This is a genomic window from Kiritimatiellia bacterium, from assembly GCA_026417735.1.
Classification (GTDB): Bacteria; Verrucomicrobiota; Kiritimatiellia; order PWTM01; family PWTM01; genus CAACVY01.
Map to the genome: position 1 here is coordinate 24,357 of JAOACR010000006.1, position 15,629 is coordinate 39,985.

Consider the following 15,629-nt stretch of genomic DNA (forward strand, 5'->3'; position numbering starts at 1 on the left):
CGGGCCGCGTTGCAGAAAACTTGATCTTCGTCAAGGCGGGGGCGCCGCGCCACGGCTACGGTATCTTCGCCGCCAGAACGTGGCGGGTCAGGAGCCTGTCCATGCCGCGACGAAAGGTGATTGAGATCAACGAGGAGCTGTGCAACGGCTGCGGCGAGTGCGTCACCGCGTGCGCGGAGGGCGCGCTGCAGATCGTCAACGGCAAAGCGAAGCTCGTGCGCGAAGATTTCTGCGACGGTTTTGGCGATTGTGTGGGGGAGTGCCCGACCGGCGCGCTGAAGATCGTGGAGCGCGACGTGCCGGACTATGACCCGATTGCCGCCCGTCACCACGTGGCCGCGACCGGCGGTGAGGCCGCGGCACGCCGGTTCGACGAGGTCGCCCGACGGCACACCGACGCCTCTCCACCCGCCGCTGCCCACACAGCCCCGCACTTCGGTGGTTGCCCAGGCACGCGAGTGCGCATACCCGCCGCGCCGGCCGACGCCCAACCGGTCGACAATGGCGGTTTGCCGCCCAAGATTCTGCCGTCGGAGCTGCGGCAGTGGCCAGTGCAGCTGCATCTGGTGACGCCCGGCGCGCCGTTCTTCCGGGGGCGGGAGCTGGTGATCATGAGCACCTGCGGCCCGATTGCGAGCGCGGACGCGCACTGGAGATTTCTGCGTGGTCGGGCAGTGGTGGTCGCCTGTCCGAAGCTGGACCGCACGGAACCCTACGTGCCGAAGTTGGCCGCGATCCTCGCGGATCGCTCAATTCCGCGCGCGATCGTCGTCCGGATGGAAGTGCCCTGTTGCGGGGGGCTCACCGCGATCGCGCAGGAGGCGTTGCACCGCAGCGGCCGCGAGGACCTCCCGCTCGACGAGGTGACGCTCTCGCTCGATGGTGAGGTGATGGAGACGGTGCGCGTCGCGGGCCCTGCCTGAAAAATCGGAGGAAGATGCAATGTCCGCTTCCGCTGACCTGCGCAATCGGGTGCTGAAACTCTCCGCACTGGTGGACTACGGACCCGGCGCGGTGGTGAGCCGTACACTGCTGGACCATCCGGCGGGCACGCTGACCGTGTTTGCGTTCGACGCCGGCCAGGGACTGAGCGAACACACCGCGCCCTACGATGCGACCGTTGAAGTGGTGGAGGGCACCGGCGAGTTCAAGGTCGGCAACACGGTGCACACCGTGCGGGACGGCGAGCTGCTGATCATGCCGGCAGGCGTACCGCACTCGGTGCGGGCCCGAGAGCGCTTCAAGATGCTCTTGATCATGATCCGCAGCCGTCCCGCTGGCTGAGCACGGCGGCAGGCTCGTCGCCGCGCACCAGCAGCTCGTTCACTAGTCCGCGGTAGCGGTCGCGCAGTTCCCGCAGCCGCGCCGCCGGTGTGCGCGGTGTCTGGCGCAGCGCGGGGTCGGGCAGATCCTCCCGCGGTTCAAACGCCTGCAACACCCACCGCCGCGCGCCCCGCGCCCAGTCCGCGATCGCATCCATCTCCGCGTCATCGTGCCAACCGGGAACGACGGTGGTGCGGAACTCATAGTCTGGCGCGCATCGCCGGATCAGCTCGGCTGACTCCTGCAGACGATCCACCGCCGCCCAGCCGAGTCGAGCCGGGTAGTTGTGGGGGGCGCACTTCAAATCCATCGCGACGTAGTCCAACTCGCCGATCACTTCAGCGAGGCGGTCGGGGCGGGTGCCGTTGGTGTCGAGCTTCACGCGAAACCCGGCGGAGCGCAGCCGCCCGATCACCTCCGGCAGGTCGTCCGCGAGCGTCGGCTCTCCGCCGCTGAGCACGACCGCATCCACCCACAGCTCCCGAAACCGTGCCAGACACGCGCCGAGCACTTCCGACGGCATCGGGTCGGCGGACAGCTCCAGCAGCGCGCGGTTGTGGCAGTACCCGCAGCGCAGATTGCAGCGGGGCACCAGCAGGACCGCCGCCATCCGGCCGGGCCAGTCGACCAGGGACGGCGACCGCAGCGACGCGGCAATGCCGATGCGGACCGCGCCGTCGGGAGAGGAGTGGGTTCGAGCGCAACTCATGCGGTCGCCAGCGGACGCAGCGCGGCGCGCGCCTGCTCGAGCACCGCCACGATCATCGCCGGCGTGATCACGCCGCGACCGCGGGGGGAGTAGTCCGTCTGCAGGCCAACGAGGTGATACAGCCGGCAGGCGCCCAACACGGGATCTGTCGCGGCGGCGGGCACCGCCGGAATCGGCACCAGACGACCGTCCGGCTCTGCGCGGCAGGCCACTAGCGCCGGCAAGCGCTGTGGATTCAGGCATTCCATGCGACAGAACTCGACGAGGCCCTCCTCCGTTTCGACGTCGAGATAGCGCACGCGCACATCCGCCCATTCCGGCTGCTCGGCCAGCTGGGTCACTCGGCGCAGCAGCGCCTTGCATTTGTCACAGCCGGCCTTGCCGAACACGACCGCCTCGATCTTCACGTCCACCGCGCCGCCTCCTCCGCGCCCGCCGGCTCCACTGCGTAGTTCCCCCGGTGGCGGGCCGGCAGCTCGCCGTGCCGTTTCGACTTGTTCCAGTTGCGGATCTTGCTGAAGTAGCCGACCACTCGTGTCTCCTGTTCGACGCTGTCGCTACCGCACTCGGTGCAGGTGGCGCGCAGCCCGCGCATCGTGTGCCCGCAGCGGTTGCAGTAGGTGAACTCGGGCGAAATCGTCAGCTGCGCGCACTGGGTCCGGTAGAGCGTCTCGCGCACCAGCTGAGCGATTGCGCCGGGCGACGGCCGCTCTTCGCCGACGAACGCATGGATGATCGCGCCGGACTCAATCATCGGGTGGAACATCGACTGTTTGCGGATGCGCTCCACCAGTGGCACCGGCGCATCGGCGGCGAGATGAATCGAGTTGGTGTAATAGGCGGCATCCTCACCGCCCTTCACCACCGTTTCCGCCTCCGGTCGGTAATAGATCAGGTCGCTCTTGGCGAGCCGACGTGCGGCGCTCTCCGCGGGTGACTCCTCGAGCGTGAGTTTCAGCCCGTGCTTGCGGCTCAGCCGCTTCGCACGCAGGTGCATGTGAGCGACCACCCGCAGTCCCATCATCAGCGCCTCGTCGCTCTCATGGAACTGCCGGCCCGTCAGAAACTGGATCGCATCGTTCAGACCGATCAGCCCGATGATGTAGGTGCACTTGTCGAGCTCGACGTAGGGCCGGCCGTCGCATGCCGGTTGTCCGATCTGCCAGAGGGGGTGGCCCGGCCCGCTCATCATCTCCGCGATCTTCGCGCGCTTCTGTAGATGCGCGGCGACGGCGAGGTCCATCGTCGCGTCCACCTCCTCGAGAAATCCCTCAAGCGTGCGCCGCCCCGCACGGGCAGCACGGTAGGCGGCCTGCGGAAGGTTGATCGTCACGTTCTGGAAGCCGCAGAAGCGGAGGCGTTCGGGATGGCGCAACAGATGGGCGTCCGTGATCGTTGTGCGCAACCGGCAGCAAGCGGCCAGCGTGACCTGGTCGCGGTCGAACACGAAGTACGGCGAGCCGTTCCGGCTGGCGACCTCGCAGGCGCGGTGAAAGATCTCCAGCTGCGCCGGATCCTCGAACGTCTCCTCGCTGACGTGGAAATCGCATTTGGGGAACTCAAACACCCGGCCGTTCCGGTCGCCCTCCGCCCACACGTCCAGCAGCGCGCGCGCAAACGCCATCGCCTCTCGGCGGTAGTCGCCGTAGCGCACGACGCGCTCGCCGCGCGCGGCCAGCGCCGCGTCCACCTGCGGATCGTACTGCACATTGCCGTCGCGGTCGGGCATTTCGCGCAGCACGCAGCGCCGCGTACCGTCGGGCTCGCGCACGTAGAGTTCCATCCGCGGCCACGGCGACGTGCCATCGCGGTGGAGTTCCTCCTCGAGCGGTTCGATCGCGCCGTTCGCGCGGCGCAACTGATAGCGGCCCCCCGGACCGATCGCCGGCACGTCGGCGAGATACGACGGCACGCCGGAGTGCACGTTGAAGTCGAGAAAGAGCGTCTGGCCGCCGCGCGAAAACGCGTTCTGCGCACCGTTGAAAATCAGCTCTTGCGCGACCTGGTGCAGCTGGCGATCGGTCATGCCGACGAGGTACGGAGCATAGAAGATGTTGATGTAGCCCAGCCCCAGCGCGCCCGCGTAGTTCGCCTGCATCGAGGCCAAGAACGTGTTCAGGTGGCCGGTCAGCACCGACGCGGAGCGCGCGGGCTTCGACTCGTTGTTCAGGTTCACCAACCCCCGCAGTCCGTACTTCTTCACGTACTCCACCGAATGCGACGAACAGTACACCCGGTGCGGGTAGCCGAGATCGTGCAGGTGGATCGCGCCGGTGTGGTGCGCGCGCCGGACCTCGGGCGAAAAGATCGTGTCCAGCGCCCACTGCTTCAGCACCAGCTCCGCGATGCCGAGGTTCACCGCCTCAGGGTTGTTGTTCACGATGTTCGAGTTCTCGACCGACTTCGTGAACATCAGCTGCTCGATGTAGTCGCGCGGCACGCCGTACACTGACAGGTCGCGCAGCTGCGCCGGCAGCCCCCGCAGCGACAGCTCGTTGTTCACCAGATCGCGGATCAGCGCGGTGGTGATGTTGTCCAGACCGCTCGCGATCACCTGGTTTTCCACCGCCTTCGCGACCGACGCCGCCACCTCCACCGACAGTCCCACACGGTTCACCAGCTGCTGCACGATCCGCCGCCGGTCCCACGGCGTCACGACCGCGTCGCTCGACGACTGCACCAGCAGCAGACTCGCATCCGTGATGTCCTGCACGCCGCTGACGACGGCATCCCGCACGCGGATTTTGCGGCGCGCCTGTTCCCGCTGTTTGCGGTACCGTTTGTAGGCGGTCACGATGGACGCGCAGCCCTGTTCGCTGAGCGTGATCTCGACCAGGTCCTGCACGTCCTCGATCTCGGGAATCCGCCGACCCTCCGCGTCCGGGAACACGTAGTACTCGCTGCGCGGGTCGTTGAGCTGTTCGATCACGCGGTCCGCAATTCGGCGCTGCAGGTCATCCGAGAAGGTGAGCCCCTCACGCCGCGCCACCGACTCCGCCGCCAACCGCACCGCCCGTTCGATCTTTTCGCGGCGGAACGCCACCACCGTGCCGTCCCGCTTTCGAAACCCGTCAAACCCATCCTGACTCACGTCGGACCCTCCCGGGCGATCCCACCACACCCGTGTGTCCACGTTGAAGCAAAATCCGCGGACTCTGCAATCAAAGACCAAGGATTGGGGTGTGTCAACTGTGAGGTCTCAATATATGGTGGTTTCGGCCATTTTCGGCCTTTTCGGGGGTCGGCGCTGCGAGGCCGCGGCGCTGTGCGGCGTGTTGACGGAGCAGGCTCGTTGCATCGCCGAGCTTGTTCTGATGCGGTCGACGGCAAATACTGCGACGTGGCCATGAAGCCGAACCGGCACCCTCAGCGGTATCTCTACGGCGCGATCTCCCTGGGCGTGTTGGCGCTGCTGTTGTTGCTGCCCGGCAGCCGGACCCTGCCGCTGCTGGACCGCGACGAGCCGCGATTTTCCCGCGCCACCATCGAAATGATCGAGCGCGGCGACTGGGTCGTGCCCTGGTTCAACGGCCAGTACCGCTTCGATAAGCCGGTGCTGACCTACTGGCTCATGCGCGCCGGCTACGCGGTGTTCGGCCGCAACGAGCTGGGCGCACGCGCACACGCGGTGTTCACCGCCGCGCTGATGGCCGCGCTGCTCTACCGAATGGGCCTTCGCTGGTGGAGCGAAGGCGCCGGCATGGCGGCGGGGTTGACGTGGCTGTTTGCGCTGCAGGTCTTCATCCATGGCCGCGCCGCGGTGGCCGACATGCCCATGGTGCTGGCGGTGACCGCCGCACACGAGGCGCTCTGGCATCTGCTGGCTGGCGAAGGAGCCGGCCCGCGGCGTGGCTGGTGGTGGCAACTGTGGTTGTCGCTGTCGGTTGGATTTCTCGCAAAAGGGCCGGTCGCGATCCTGGTGCCGCTGGTGACGCTGTTGTTGTGGCGATGGGGACTGGAACGGCGCCCGTTGCGCTGGCGCAACCTCGGTGCGCTGCGGGGCGCGTTGCTAGCGCTCGCGGTGATCGCGCCGTGGGGACTGCTCGCCCTCCTGCGCACCGGCGGCGAGTTCTGGCGCATCGGCATCGGCCACCACGTAGTGCGGCGGGGACTGGAAGCGTTCGACGGCCGCCCGTTCATTCCCTTCTACTACCTGCCGACCGCGCTGTTCAGCTATTTTCCCTGGGTCGCCTGGGTCGGCGCGGCGGTGGTGGCCGCGCGACGTGACCGTACGCCACTGACGCGCTTTCTTTTGAGCTGGTGGCTTTCGCCTTACCTGATTTTCTTCGCCTACACGACGCAGCTGCCCCACTACATCCTGCCCGGCATGCCCGCGTTCTTCTTGCTGCTGGGCCGCGCGGCGGATCCGCGGGCGGGCATGATCGCGCGCGGCGCGGCCGACCTGCCCCGCTGGGCTCGGCGCTGGCGCACCGGCGTGATCGCGCTGGGCGGCACGCTGATCGTGTTGGCGACGGCAGCCGCAGCGCTCGCCCGGGGTGACCCCCTGCTCGGCCCGCTTGCGCCCCTGCTTGTCGGTTTCGCGCTGTTGCTGCTGGGTCTGCTCACCGCGCAGTGGCTCTACCCGCGGCCGAGCTCGCCGGTGATGGTTGCCGCAGTGCTACTGCTGGCGGTCGGCGGCGGCGTGTTCGCCCGCACGCTCCGCGAGCTTTCCGCCGGCCCCGCACTGCAGGCGATGCTGGGGCGGCTGCCGGCCGGTACCGAGTGTATCTGGCACCGCTACCAAGAGCCCTCCACCGTTTTTTACACCGGCTGCCGCTGGCGCGCCGCCAGCGGCGTCGAGGAGATCCGCGACCGGATGCGAACCCCCGGCCCCCGCGTGGTGCTCTCCGCCGCAGAACGGCTCGATGTGGACGACCTGCTGCGCACGCGGCTGGCGGAACGCGGCTGGGGTCGGCCGAAGCGCGCACGCAGCGACTGGAGCGCCGAACTGGAACGTCTGGCGCTGCCGGGCTACCGCCGCCGCGATCTCCGCGTGTTCGTGATTGGCACTGGCTCGTGGTACACACTGTCCGTCTTCGATAATCTGGAGACCGCCGGCGGCGGCCCGTCGCCGGCCAGTCCATGAACAGTAACGGAGGTGCAACATCATGAACCGGCGAACCTTCCTGCAAACTACGGCGGCCGGCGTCGCCGCCAGCGTTGCGGTCCGCGGCGCGGAAACGGCCACCGCGAACGAACCGCTGCGCCTCGGTCTGATCGGCTGCGGCTGGTACGGCGGCGTGCTGCTCGATGCCGCACACCGCGCCGGCGGCGTCGAGGTCGCCAGCCTCTGCGATGTGGACGCCCGCCACCTCGAGGATACCGCCAGAAAGATCGCCGCGCGCCAGAACGACCGACGGCCGCGCACCTTCAAGCATTACGAGGAGATGCTTTCCGCCGGCGGGCTGGACGCGGTGATCATCGCCACTCCCCCCCACTGGCACGCGCTGCAGTTCCTCGCCGCGCTTGAAGCGGGTCTGCACGTATACCTCGAAAAACCGCTCGCCTATGACATCCGTGAGTGCCAGGCGATGGTCCGCGCCGCCGAGGCGCGACCCAAGCAGGTCGTTCAAATTGGCTTCCAACGCCGGCAGAGCCCCGCCTTCCAGCAGGTCCGCGAGTTTATCGGGCAGGGCGGCCTCGGCACGGTGCGCCAGCTCGAGGCGCAGATCCACTACGCCGCCGGTCTGCTGGACTCCACCCCGCAGGACCCACCGCCCGAGCTGGACTGGGAGCTCTGGTGCGGCCCCGGCCCGAAGCTGCGCTACTCACCCCAGGTTGGCCACAAGGCGTGGCGGCTGGAGCGCGAGGTGGGACACGGCCATCTCGCGGACTGGGGCATTCACCTGATCGATGCCGCGCGCGTACTTCTGACTGCGGCGATTCCACGTCGCGTTGCCGCCAGCGGCGCACTGGTCCGATATGCTGGCCGGATCACCACGCCGGACACCATGAGCGCGTGGTTTGAGTTCGGCGATGTCCCGCTGGTCTGGCGCCACCGCCTGTGGGGTGCGCAGGAACACGATCCCGACACACAAAACGGCATCTTCATTTACGGTGACGAAGGCACCGTGTTCGTCACCGATCAGCGCTGGATCTTCACACCGCGCGGCAAACCGGCGGAACGCAAAGTGACCGAAGCCAAGGCCGATCTCGCCCGCGAACACATGCAGGAGTTCCTGGACGCGGTGCGTGGGCGCCGTCCCGCCGGCTGCAGCACACGCGACGGTGCGGCATCAACGATCGCGGTGAAGCTGGCGATGATTGCGATGGACCTGGGCCGAACTGTCGAATGGGACGCGAATCGCGAACAGGCCGTCGGCGAGGATGCGGTCGCGCGAATGAAGCGGGAGTACCGCGCGCCATGGCGCCACCCGTGGAGCGGGTGAGTGCGCGCTCGCTCCGTTCCGCAAGAGATGGCGTCCGCAACCCAACGTGCGTGCGAGCGCAGCAGCAGGACTTGAGCTCCCCAGATTTGAATCTTCGGTAAGCGCAGAACCGCAAAACCCCGGCCGGTCCGGAGGCCGTCAGGCCTGCCCGCGGTCAGTGGGCGCCGAACGCCAGGGTAGGGTCACTTCCACACCCCACTTGCCCGAAGGGCGGTCATGGACCAGTAAAGATCTGGCCACCAGCGGAATCCATGGAAACACCGCCGTGCCCTGCCGACCAACCCCGATCGACGGGTGCCCTCGACCATCTTGACCCCCACGGATTCGGCCTCTGCGACTCAATGGCTTGGCATGCTAGCTGCTAGGTCGGTCTGCAAAGTGGCTACAAAAAATTTGTGAGTGGCAAGGTGGCATGGCCGTGAGTATGATCACAAACGGGCTTGACGGGGACGTCACTGCAGTGCCCAGCGGCGGTCAGGAACGACGGCTGAGCGGTGCGCCTCCCCTGCGGGGGAGGCGGCCGGAACTCGACCTTGATCTCGAAGACGGGGGCGAATCGCTCGACTCGCTGGTGCGCATGTTTTGGACGATCGAAGAGGCATTGGGCGACTCGCAGAATGTTGTACGGTTGCCCTCGCGATTGTTTCTCGAAAACTTGCCCGAAGAGCTGAGAGGTCCGCGCTGGCGACCGGATCTGTTCCCGGCGGTGGTGGTCGAGGTGGACTCGTGGGATCTGCTTTGCAAGATCAAAATGGGACGGGTGACCTATCCGCTGGCGCGGATCATCCACGATCTGCCGCCAGGGTGGGTGGTGGGTGCTCCGGATGCGGAACTGGTGCTCGACCTGGCCGGTGTGCTCGAAGTACTGCCGACACATCTTCGCGAGAAGCTGAAGGGGTGATCGGCGCGGCAATGCGTTGGGCAGAGGCGTGCCGGGGGTGGTGGGTCTGCTGCGCGGGCGCGCTGCTGCTCACGGTCACGCCGGCGCTGCCCGCCGCCCGGTTCGCAGACCAGATCGCGGCGTTTGACCGGGAGGACGCCGCTCGGCCCCCACCGGCGGATCCGATCGTGTTCACCGGAAGTTCGAGCATCCGACTGTGGACCACGCTGACGAACGATTTCCCGGGGGCGCCCGTGTTGAATCGCGGCTTTGGTGGCGCGACGATGCGAGACCTGCTCGAACGGTTCGACCGGGTCGTCGCGGCCTATCGTCCCCGCGCATTGGTCGTGTACTGCGGCGAAAACGACGTGGCGCTCGGCCGAGATCCGATTGAAACGGCAAATGACTACATTGAGCTGATTCGCCGCTGTCGGCTCGTGCGGCCAGACATGAAGATTCTCGTCGTGCTGATGAAGCCCTCGCCGCGGCGATGGCATCTGTGGACCCAGTTCAAGGCGGCGAACCGTCGGATCCAGGAGATTTGCGTGACCGAAGGGGTGGCGATACTGGACGTCGCACCTGCCATGCTCGGCGCGGACGGCTGCCCCCGACCGGAGCTCTACCGCGATGATCGGCTTCATCTGACCGCCCTGGGCTATCACCAGTGGGCGGAACAAATCCGGGAATGGCTCCGCCGGGAGGGGCTCATCGCCCCCGCGGCGTCGCTCACACCATGAGGCGGCCGGCATGCCGCACCGTCCGATGAGCCCGGGCGCCTGGGCGGCAGCGGGGGCGGCCGCGCTGCTCATCGGGATGGCGAAGTGCGGACTGCCCGGTCTCGGCATGCTCGCGGTGCCGCTGATGGCGATGGTGATGCCGGCCCGCCAGTCGGTAGGTGCACTGCTGCCGATTCTGCTGGTGGGCGACGCGCTGGGCATCGCGTTTTTCCGGCAGCACGCGAAGTGGGGTTGGATCCTCCGCCTGTCACCATGGGTTACCGCGGGCCTCGTCGCTGGCGCGGTGTGGCTCTCACACCTCGACAACGACCGGTTGCGGCGCCTGCTCGGCATGCTGGTGCTGGGCATGGTCGCGCTCGACATTCTACGGCGCCGCCTGCAGTGGGAGCGGCTGGCACATCACCCCTTGGCGACCGCGGCGGTCGGCGTGTTGGCCGGCACCGCGACAACGCTCGGTAACGCCGCGGGACCGGTGATGAACCTCTACCTCCTGGCGCGGGGACTGCCACGACAGGAGTTCGTCGGCACCGCGGCGTGGTTTTTTCTGCTGGTGAACCTGACCAAGGTGCCGGTGTTCGTCGCCCAGCAGATGTTGACCCGGGATCTCGCGCGCCTGACGGTGCTGATGGCTCCAGTGGTCGTGCTCGGTGGGGTCGTCGGGCGGTCGATCGTCCATCGCATTCCGGAGGCAATATTTCGGCAGATCGTACTGTGGCTGTCTGCGCTCGCCGGTCTGCGGCTGTTGTGGTGAGGCGCGTCGCGCGGCGGCGGCACGCTCATCTATCTGGGTGGGGGGACGCCAGCGGCGATCAGCTTCAGAATCCGTCGCGCAATCCGCCAGCGATGGATGTCAAATTCATCGGCGTCCCACAAGCCCTCGGTCTTGAAGCGCACAAGCGCGGGCACCGCATCCAAAACTCCCTGCAGCTCTGCTTCCGCGGCGTCCGCAGCGCGGTGAGCCGCCGGTCCCCCGCATTCTCGCGCCGCGTCGATCAGATGTTGCAGAGTCGCGAGGTACCGCGCATCGTCCCAGCCCTCGCGATACGCCTCCCACAGTGCGACGGGGGTCGGCGTGCCGTCGGGCTCGCTGCGGTTCATGAAGTCCATGTAGGGTCCGTCGAGATAGTTCCACGGATTGCCGACGTTGGCCTGGTAAATCCACGGGATCAGCGCCCGGTAGCCGCTACGATGGAAACCAAAACCATAGGTCATCCGGGCGCCGGCGACGGGGGTGTGATCGTTCTCACCCGCCACGTGGTTGGGGTAACACCAGTACTCGATGCCTCGCGCGCGGTCGGCGTGCACCCGGGAGGCCGGCACATTGAACGCCTGATAACACCACACATCCACCCACGGACGCAACGGTTCAAACGCGTCCGCGGTCGGATCAGCGGTCACATAGGTCCGAACGCCGGCGGCCTTGCAGGCGCGCAGCACGGTCACCATGAACTCGACCGCGGCGGGCTCGGTGGAGGGCTCGTCCACCGGATAGTACAGAAATTCCGGCCAGCCCCGTTCGCGCCGCCCCGCCTCGATGGCGCGCACCATCGCGGTGATTTCCTCCGCGAACGCGGCGGGGGGCCGCTCCACCCCTCGCAGATGGCTCCCATAAGTGCGGCCAGTGTGGCGACGATAGACCGCCTCCACCGGAAACGACACGACAAGCGGTCCACGAAAATCGTGCCGACGCCCGAGCTCGATCTTTTCGCCGAGCAGGTCCCACCGAATGCGGAACTCACCGCGTTCGTCCGCCGGTGACGCGGAGACGTGCAGCACAACGTTGCGCGTGCCGTGCGCTGCAATGTCGGCATGTTCCAGCTCCGCCTTGCGGCGCCAGTAGTTGCGAGAGATCGCGTCCGGTGCGGCGTCGGCCAGGTCCAACGGATGGCGGTAATAGATCGCATAGAGACGGTCCTTGGGCTCTCGCAGCCGAAACGGCAACACGCGCAGACGCACCGGCACCTCCGCCCGCGCGCCGCCCGCGCGGATCACGATCCCGCCCCGATGTTCACCGGCGGGTGCGTCCTCCGGCACGTGCACCGTCGCCCACAGCCGGAGGTTTTCGCCCGCACGGAGTGACCGGGGCGCCCACCGCTCCAGCACATCAGGGACGACTCGATAGCTCCCAAACACCGAGTAGTTCGGCCGCGCCCGCATGTACCGCACGGACCGAAGCTCAATCCGCCCGGCCGGCACTGGCCCGATGCCAAGCGCCTCCGCTTCGATGCGTTCGAGGTCCCGCAGCGGCCGCACCACCACCGTGAAGGGCTCCAGCTCCCCCGGCGTCGCGAACAGCCGGATCTCCGGATCGAGCTCCTCACCCCGTGGTTCGCTGGCGGGATACACCGGTTCCATCCAGTGCCGGCTCCAGACTCGAAAGCCCCGCTCTCGCTCGTGCGGGCGCAGAGGCTCCACCTCACCCGGCGGTGGGGGCGGGTCCTCTCGCCAGCGTTCGCGCTCATGCGGCGGCAGGCCAAAGGTCCACTCGTAAACCTCTGCGAGCATGTCGCGCTCCGCAGCCGGATCGCCGGCCGGCCAAACCACCACCGCGTTCGCGATCCAGCGGTTTCTCGGCAGAAACCGGACCTCGAGGCCGTCCGGTCCCGCCACCGCATGCAGCCGCGTGAACCGAAACTCATAGATGCCGGCGACGATCACCCGCTGTGTCGCACCGCCCACCGCAAGATCAAAATCAAACACCCACGCGCGGTGCTGGGAGACACTGGATCCTGAGATGACCTCCACCTCGTACTCACCGGGCGCGACCGCGATGCGCAGGGTTGCCGCCTCCGTCCCCAGCAACGCATCCTCCGTGATCGGACTCGTCCACATCGGCGGCGGTTCGGTGCGGCCGCGCGCAGGGTTCTCCACCGGCACCGCATGCCGCTGTACCACCGCGCGCAGGCCCGGTGCGTCCACCCAGCCCGCCAGGGCACCGTTCGTCCATCGGTCCTCCGGTGTGAGCCGCAGAAACCCTGCCCACACCTCTGAGGTTACCGCGCCGAGGTCCAACCCCACCCTCGCCGGCAATTCGGCGGCGATCGCCGGCAACACCAGCGCGGTGATGACCAACCACCGCGCCGGTCTCATCGCGGTGCCTCCCATGGCGAGGCCACAAATCGCACTGCCGCCGTCACCGCCTGCGTGCTGTCGGTCATGCGCACGATCCACTCGGCCGCTCCCTCGCCGAATCCACCAGGCGGCGCTGGCACGGAAAGCCGCCACGCGCCGCGGCCGAGCACCGCGGTCCGCTTCGCCAGTACCCGCCCCTCCCTCGCCACCTCGCAGATCACCGTCGCGGTCGCGCCGGGCCGCAGACCCGCCAGCCGGACACTACCGAGAACCGCGCGTGCATCGGCCCACACCCAGCCATGCCCGACTCGCGTCTCGACCACCGTCGGCTGCGCGTACCGCTCGAGCGCGATGGAGGCGATCCACACATCTACGCGCTCACCATGACGATACTCCGACTCAGCCACGTGCCATTGGATCCGTGCAACGTGCGCAAGGTCGGCGAGACGATCCAGGTCAAGCCACCAGTCCCGCCAGCCCGAATCGGCCGACACCGACCACCACTCCGTGTTCGCGGACGCCTTGTCCGGCGCATACACCTGTACTCCCACCGCCCGTTCAGGCCAGCGCTCACGAGTGCCCTCCGCGCGCCAGCGCACACGCAACCGTTCCCATCCCGACCAGTCCCGCCATTCCGGCGGCAGCCGGATGCCAAAACGAGGCCAGCCGACCGGATATGCCGCCTCCCCCCCGTGGTGGTCCACCACCACTGACCACCGCAGCGTCGGTGCTTCGCCGCCGGCCGCGGGCTCCAACCGCACTGACGACTCCGCCGAATAGAGATGGCCGGTTGTCAGGTGAAGCGGGAGCTCGCGCCGTTCGAGCGTTTCCTCCGCGTCCGCGCACCGCGCGATCGCCGCCGCCAGCGACCACAGGGCAATCCGGCCAAGCCTGACCGATTTCATTCGTCCACCGTCGGGCGCCGTCGCTCAGCCTTTCGCTCGGCACGGCGGCGTTTGTGATGAAGTCGCCGCAGCTGAGCGGAACGCGGCGGCCGGCGCGTTTGCCGCCGCGCACGTTCCCGCTGCGTGCGGTCGGCCGCGCTGCTCTGCCGCTGCCATGCCTCGAGTCGGTCACACAGCTTCCGCCGCGCGAGCTGCCGGTTGACGGCCTGCGACCGTTCGCGGTCACAGCGCACTTCGATGCCGGTGGGTCGGTGCCGCAATACCACGCAGGACGAGGCCTTGTTGATCTTCTGCCCGCCGGGGCCGCCGCCGCGGACAAACCGCTCGTCGAGGTCCTCCTCACGGATGTGCAGTGCGGCCAATCGGCGCGCGAGCGCGCGGTCCAACGGGAGATGTGCGTGGGCCGCCGTCATGGCCGCATATCGTCGTGAACCAGCATCACGAAACGATCGCGGCGGCGCGGCGGTGCCGCGGCAATGGTGACCGTGCCCAGCGTGGCGCCGTTCGCAGCACGGTACACCACTTCGATGGGCTCCCACCGGGGTGGGCATCGCACGCGCGCCACCTGCAGCGAACGTGGCAGCGTTTCCCATCGCCGCAGATCCGGCCGCTCGAGCAGCCCGATCCAAATGAGACGCACGAGATCGCCCAGCCCGGAATTGTTGGTGCTGTCCTCGATCACGCCGGCGATCACGTCCTTCAGCATCACCCGCGCGACCGTCTTCGCCGCCCGCATCGCGGCGAGCCGCTCCTCCGTCAGCGCGGAGAGCACCGCGACGTCCGCCAGCGGCCAACTGCGGCCCGCAGGATGCCCACCAATGCGGATGTCGACGTATCCGGGCGAGGGGCGGAAGATGCCGCCGGCGGCGGGCATAAGCTCACCGAGCAGCACAAAACAGATCAGTTCACCGGTCCAGCCCGCGCGCGGCAACGGTTCGGCGGGTGACGGTGGATCGTTCGTGGATGCGGCGCGCGGCCCTAGCCGGCCAGTAGCGGCGTCCACCGCGACGCCAGGAGGCGCGGCGTCCGCTGCGCGACGGTAGAGCAGCTGCGCGTTGGAGGGGTCGTCCAGCAACTCCAGCGCAACACCGGCGACATAGGCCGAGAACGCGTCGCGCGGGAAACCGTCACGCTCCGCGGCGTCCAGCGCGTCAATGGTACGACGCGCTTCGACACCCGCCTCGTCCCAGCGCGCGAGCGCAAAGTGGTTCAGCGCGGTGAGCGAGTGCAGCAGTGTCCGCTCGAAGGGAGCGCCGCGATAGGAATGCACGGTGTCATTCACCACCCAACTGGCCGCGCCCCGGCTCAGGCTGTAGGTCTCGAGCTGCGCGCTGCGCTCCGCGGCCGCAATCCAGTCGCGGCTGCTCTCCTCATAGCGTCCCGCGCGGTGACGAATCATTCCGCGCTCCATCAACACCAGCACCCGGTCGCGGTCGCCCTCGGCCGGATCGGCACTGAGCACGGTATCCGCGCGGTCATACCGCCCCAGCCGGTAGTTTTCGCGCGCCGCTTCCAGCGGCGTGGTCGCACAGCCGCCCGCCAGCAGCGCGGCGCCGGCAATCGCCGCCACCCGCCGCGCGATTGCGCCCGCCTGCATCGCCGCGCCCCGCGCCG

At 68.0% G+C, this 15,629-nt stretch carries 14 protein-coding genes; 7 read left to right on the forward strand and 7 right to left on the reverse strand.

What is annotated here, in order from left to right:
* The first annotated feature begins 101 nt into the window (after positions 1-101).
* Together N2652_02410 and N2652_02415 are read left to right on the forward strand one after the other, a co-directional pair.
* Positions 102-923 (forward strand): 4Fe-4S binding protein, encoded by an 822-nt coding sequence (locus N2652_02410; GenBank protein MCX7818050.1) that lies wholly within the window; start codon positions 102-104, stop codon positions 921-923.
* Positions 924-942: 19 nt separating this feature from the next.
* Complete coding sequence (locus N2652_02415; protein ID MCX7818051.1) at positions 943-1,284, forward strand: cupin domain-containing protein; 342 nt, start codon at positions 943-945, stop codon at positions 1,282-1,284.
* On the opposite strand, the gene N2652_02420 is transcribed toward N2652_02415, so the two are convergent.
* From N2652_02420 to N2652_02430, 3 genes are read right to left on the reverse strand one after another with little or no spacing between them, the layout of a single operon-like run.
* Complete coding sequence (locus tag N2652_02420) at positions 1,256-2,032, reverse strand: anaerobic ribonucleoside-triphosphate reductase activating protein (protein MCX7818052.1); 777 nt, start codon at positions 2,030-2,032, stop codon at positions 1,256-1,258. The two genes, N2652_02415 and N2652_02420, sit on opposite strands and share 29 nt — an antisense overlap.
* Positions 2,029-2,445, reverse strand: a complete 417-nt coding sequence (locus N2652_02425; GenBank protein MCX7818053.1) for a hypothetical protein — start codon at positions 2,443-2,445, stop codon at positions 2,029-2,031. Before N2652_02425 ends, N2652_02420 begins: the two co-directional genes overlap by 4 nt.
* A complete protein-coding gene (locus tag N2652_02430) occupies positions 2,436-5,123 on the reverse strand; it encodes an ATP cone domain-containing protein (protein ID MCX7818054.1) in 2,688 nt (895 codons plus the stop codon). Before N2652_02430 ends, N2652_02425 begins: the two co-directional genes overlap by 10 nt.
* Before the next feature lie 255 nt (positions 5,124-5,378).
* Between N2652_02430 and N2652_02435 the strand changes: the two genes are divergently transcribed.
* From N2652_02435 to N2652_02455, 5 genes are all read left to right on the forward strand, one after another.
* A complete protein-coding gene (locus N2652_02435; GenBank protein ID MCX7818055.1) occupies positions 5,379-7,118 on the forward strand; it encodes a glycosyltransferase family 39 protein in 1,740 nt (579 codons plus the stop codon).
* A 22-nt stretch (positions 7,119-7,140) separates the two neighbouring features.
* A complete protein-coding gene (locus tag N2652_02440) occupies positions 7,141-8,421 on the forward strand; it encodes a Gfo/Idh/MocA family oxidoreductase (protein MCX7818056.1) in 1,281 nt (426 codons plus the stop codon).
* Between the two features lie 418 nt (positions 8,422-8,839).
* Complete coding sequence (locus N2652_02445; protein MCX7818057.1) at positions 8,840-9,322, forward strand: hypothetical protein; 483 nt, start codon at positions 8,840-8,842, stop codon at positions 9,320-9,322.
* Positions 9,319-10,038, forward strand: a complete 720-nt coding sequence (locus N2652_02450) for a GDSL-type esterase/lipase family protein (protein ID MCX7818058.1) — start codon at positions 9,319-9,321, stop codon at positions 10,036-10,038. Before N2652_02445 ends, N2652_02450 begins: the two co-directional genes overlap by 4 nt.
* 10 nt (positions 10,039-10,048) lie before the next feature.
* Entirely contained in the window at positions 10,049-10,789 is a 741-nt protein-coding gene (locus N2652_02455; protein MCX7818059.1) for a sulfite exporter TauE/SafE family protein, read from the forward strand.
* Between the two features lie 29 nt (positions 10,790-10,818).
* On the opposite strand, the gene N2652_02460 is transcribed toward N2652_02455, so the two are convergent.
* Genes N2652_02460 through N2652_02475 form a run of 4 tightly spaced genes read right to left on the reverse strand, consistent with a single transcriptional unit; the run spans position 10,819 to position 15,612 of the window.
* Positions 10,819-13,128 carry a hypothetical protein gene (locus N2652_02460; protein MCX7818060.1) on the reverse strand — a complete coding sequence of 770 codons (2,310 nt, stop codon included), beginning with the start codon at positions 13,126-13,128 and terminating at the stop codon, positions 10,819-10,821.
* Positions 13,125-14,015 carry a hypothetical protein gene (locus N2652_02465; GenBank protein MCX7818061.1) on the reverse strand — a complete coding sequence of 297 codons (891 nt, stop codon included), beginning with the start codon at positions 14,013-14,015 and terminating at the stop codon, positions 13,125-13,127. The genes N2652_02460 and N2652_02465 overlap by 4 nt, the downstream gene beginning before the upstream one ends.
* Positions 14,012-14,428: a peptide chain release factor-like protein gene (locus tag N2652_02470; GenBank protein ID MCX7818062.1), complete on the reverse strand. Its 417-nt coding sequence runs from the start codon at positions 14,426-14,428 to the stop codon at positions 14,012-14,014. Before N2652_02470 ends, N2652_02465 begins: the two co-directional genes overlap by 4 nt.
* Positions 14,425-15,612 carry a hypothetical protein gene (locus tag N2652_02475; protein MCX7818063.1) on the reverse strand — a complete coding sequence of 396 codons (1,188 nt, stop codon included), beginning with the start codon at positions 15,610-15,612 and terminating at the stop codon, positions 14,425-14,427. Before N2652_02475 ends, N2652_02470 begins: the two co-directional genes overlap by 4 nt.
* Between the last annotated feature and the right edge of the window lie 17 nt (positions 15,613-15,629).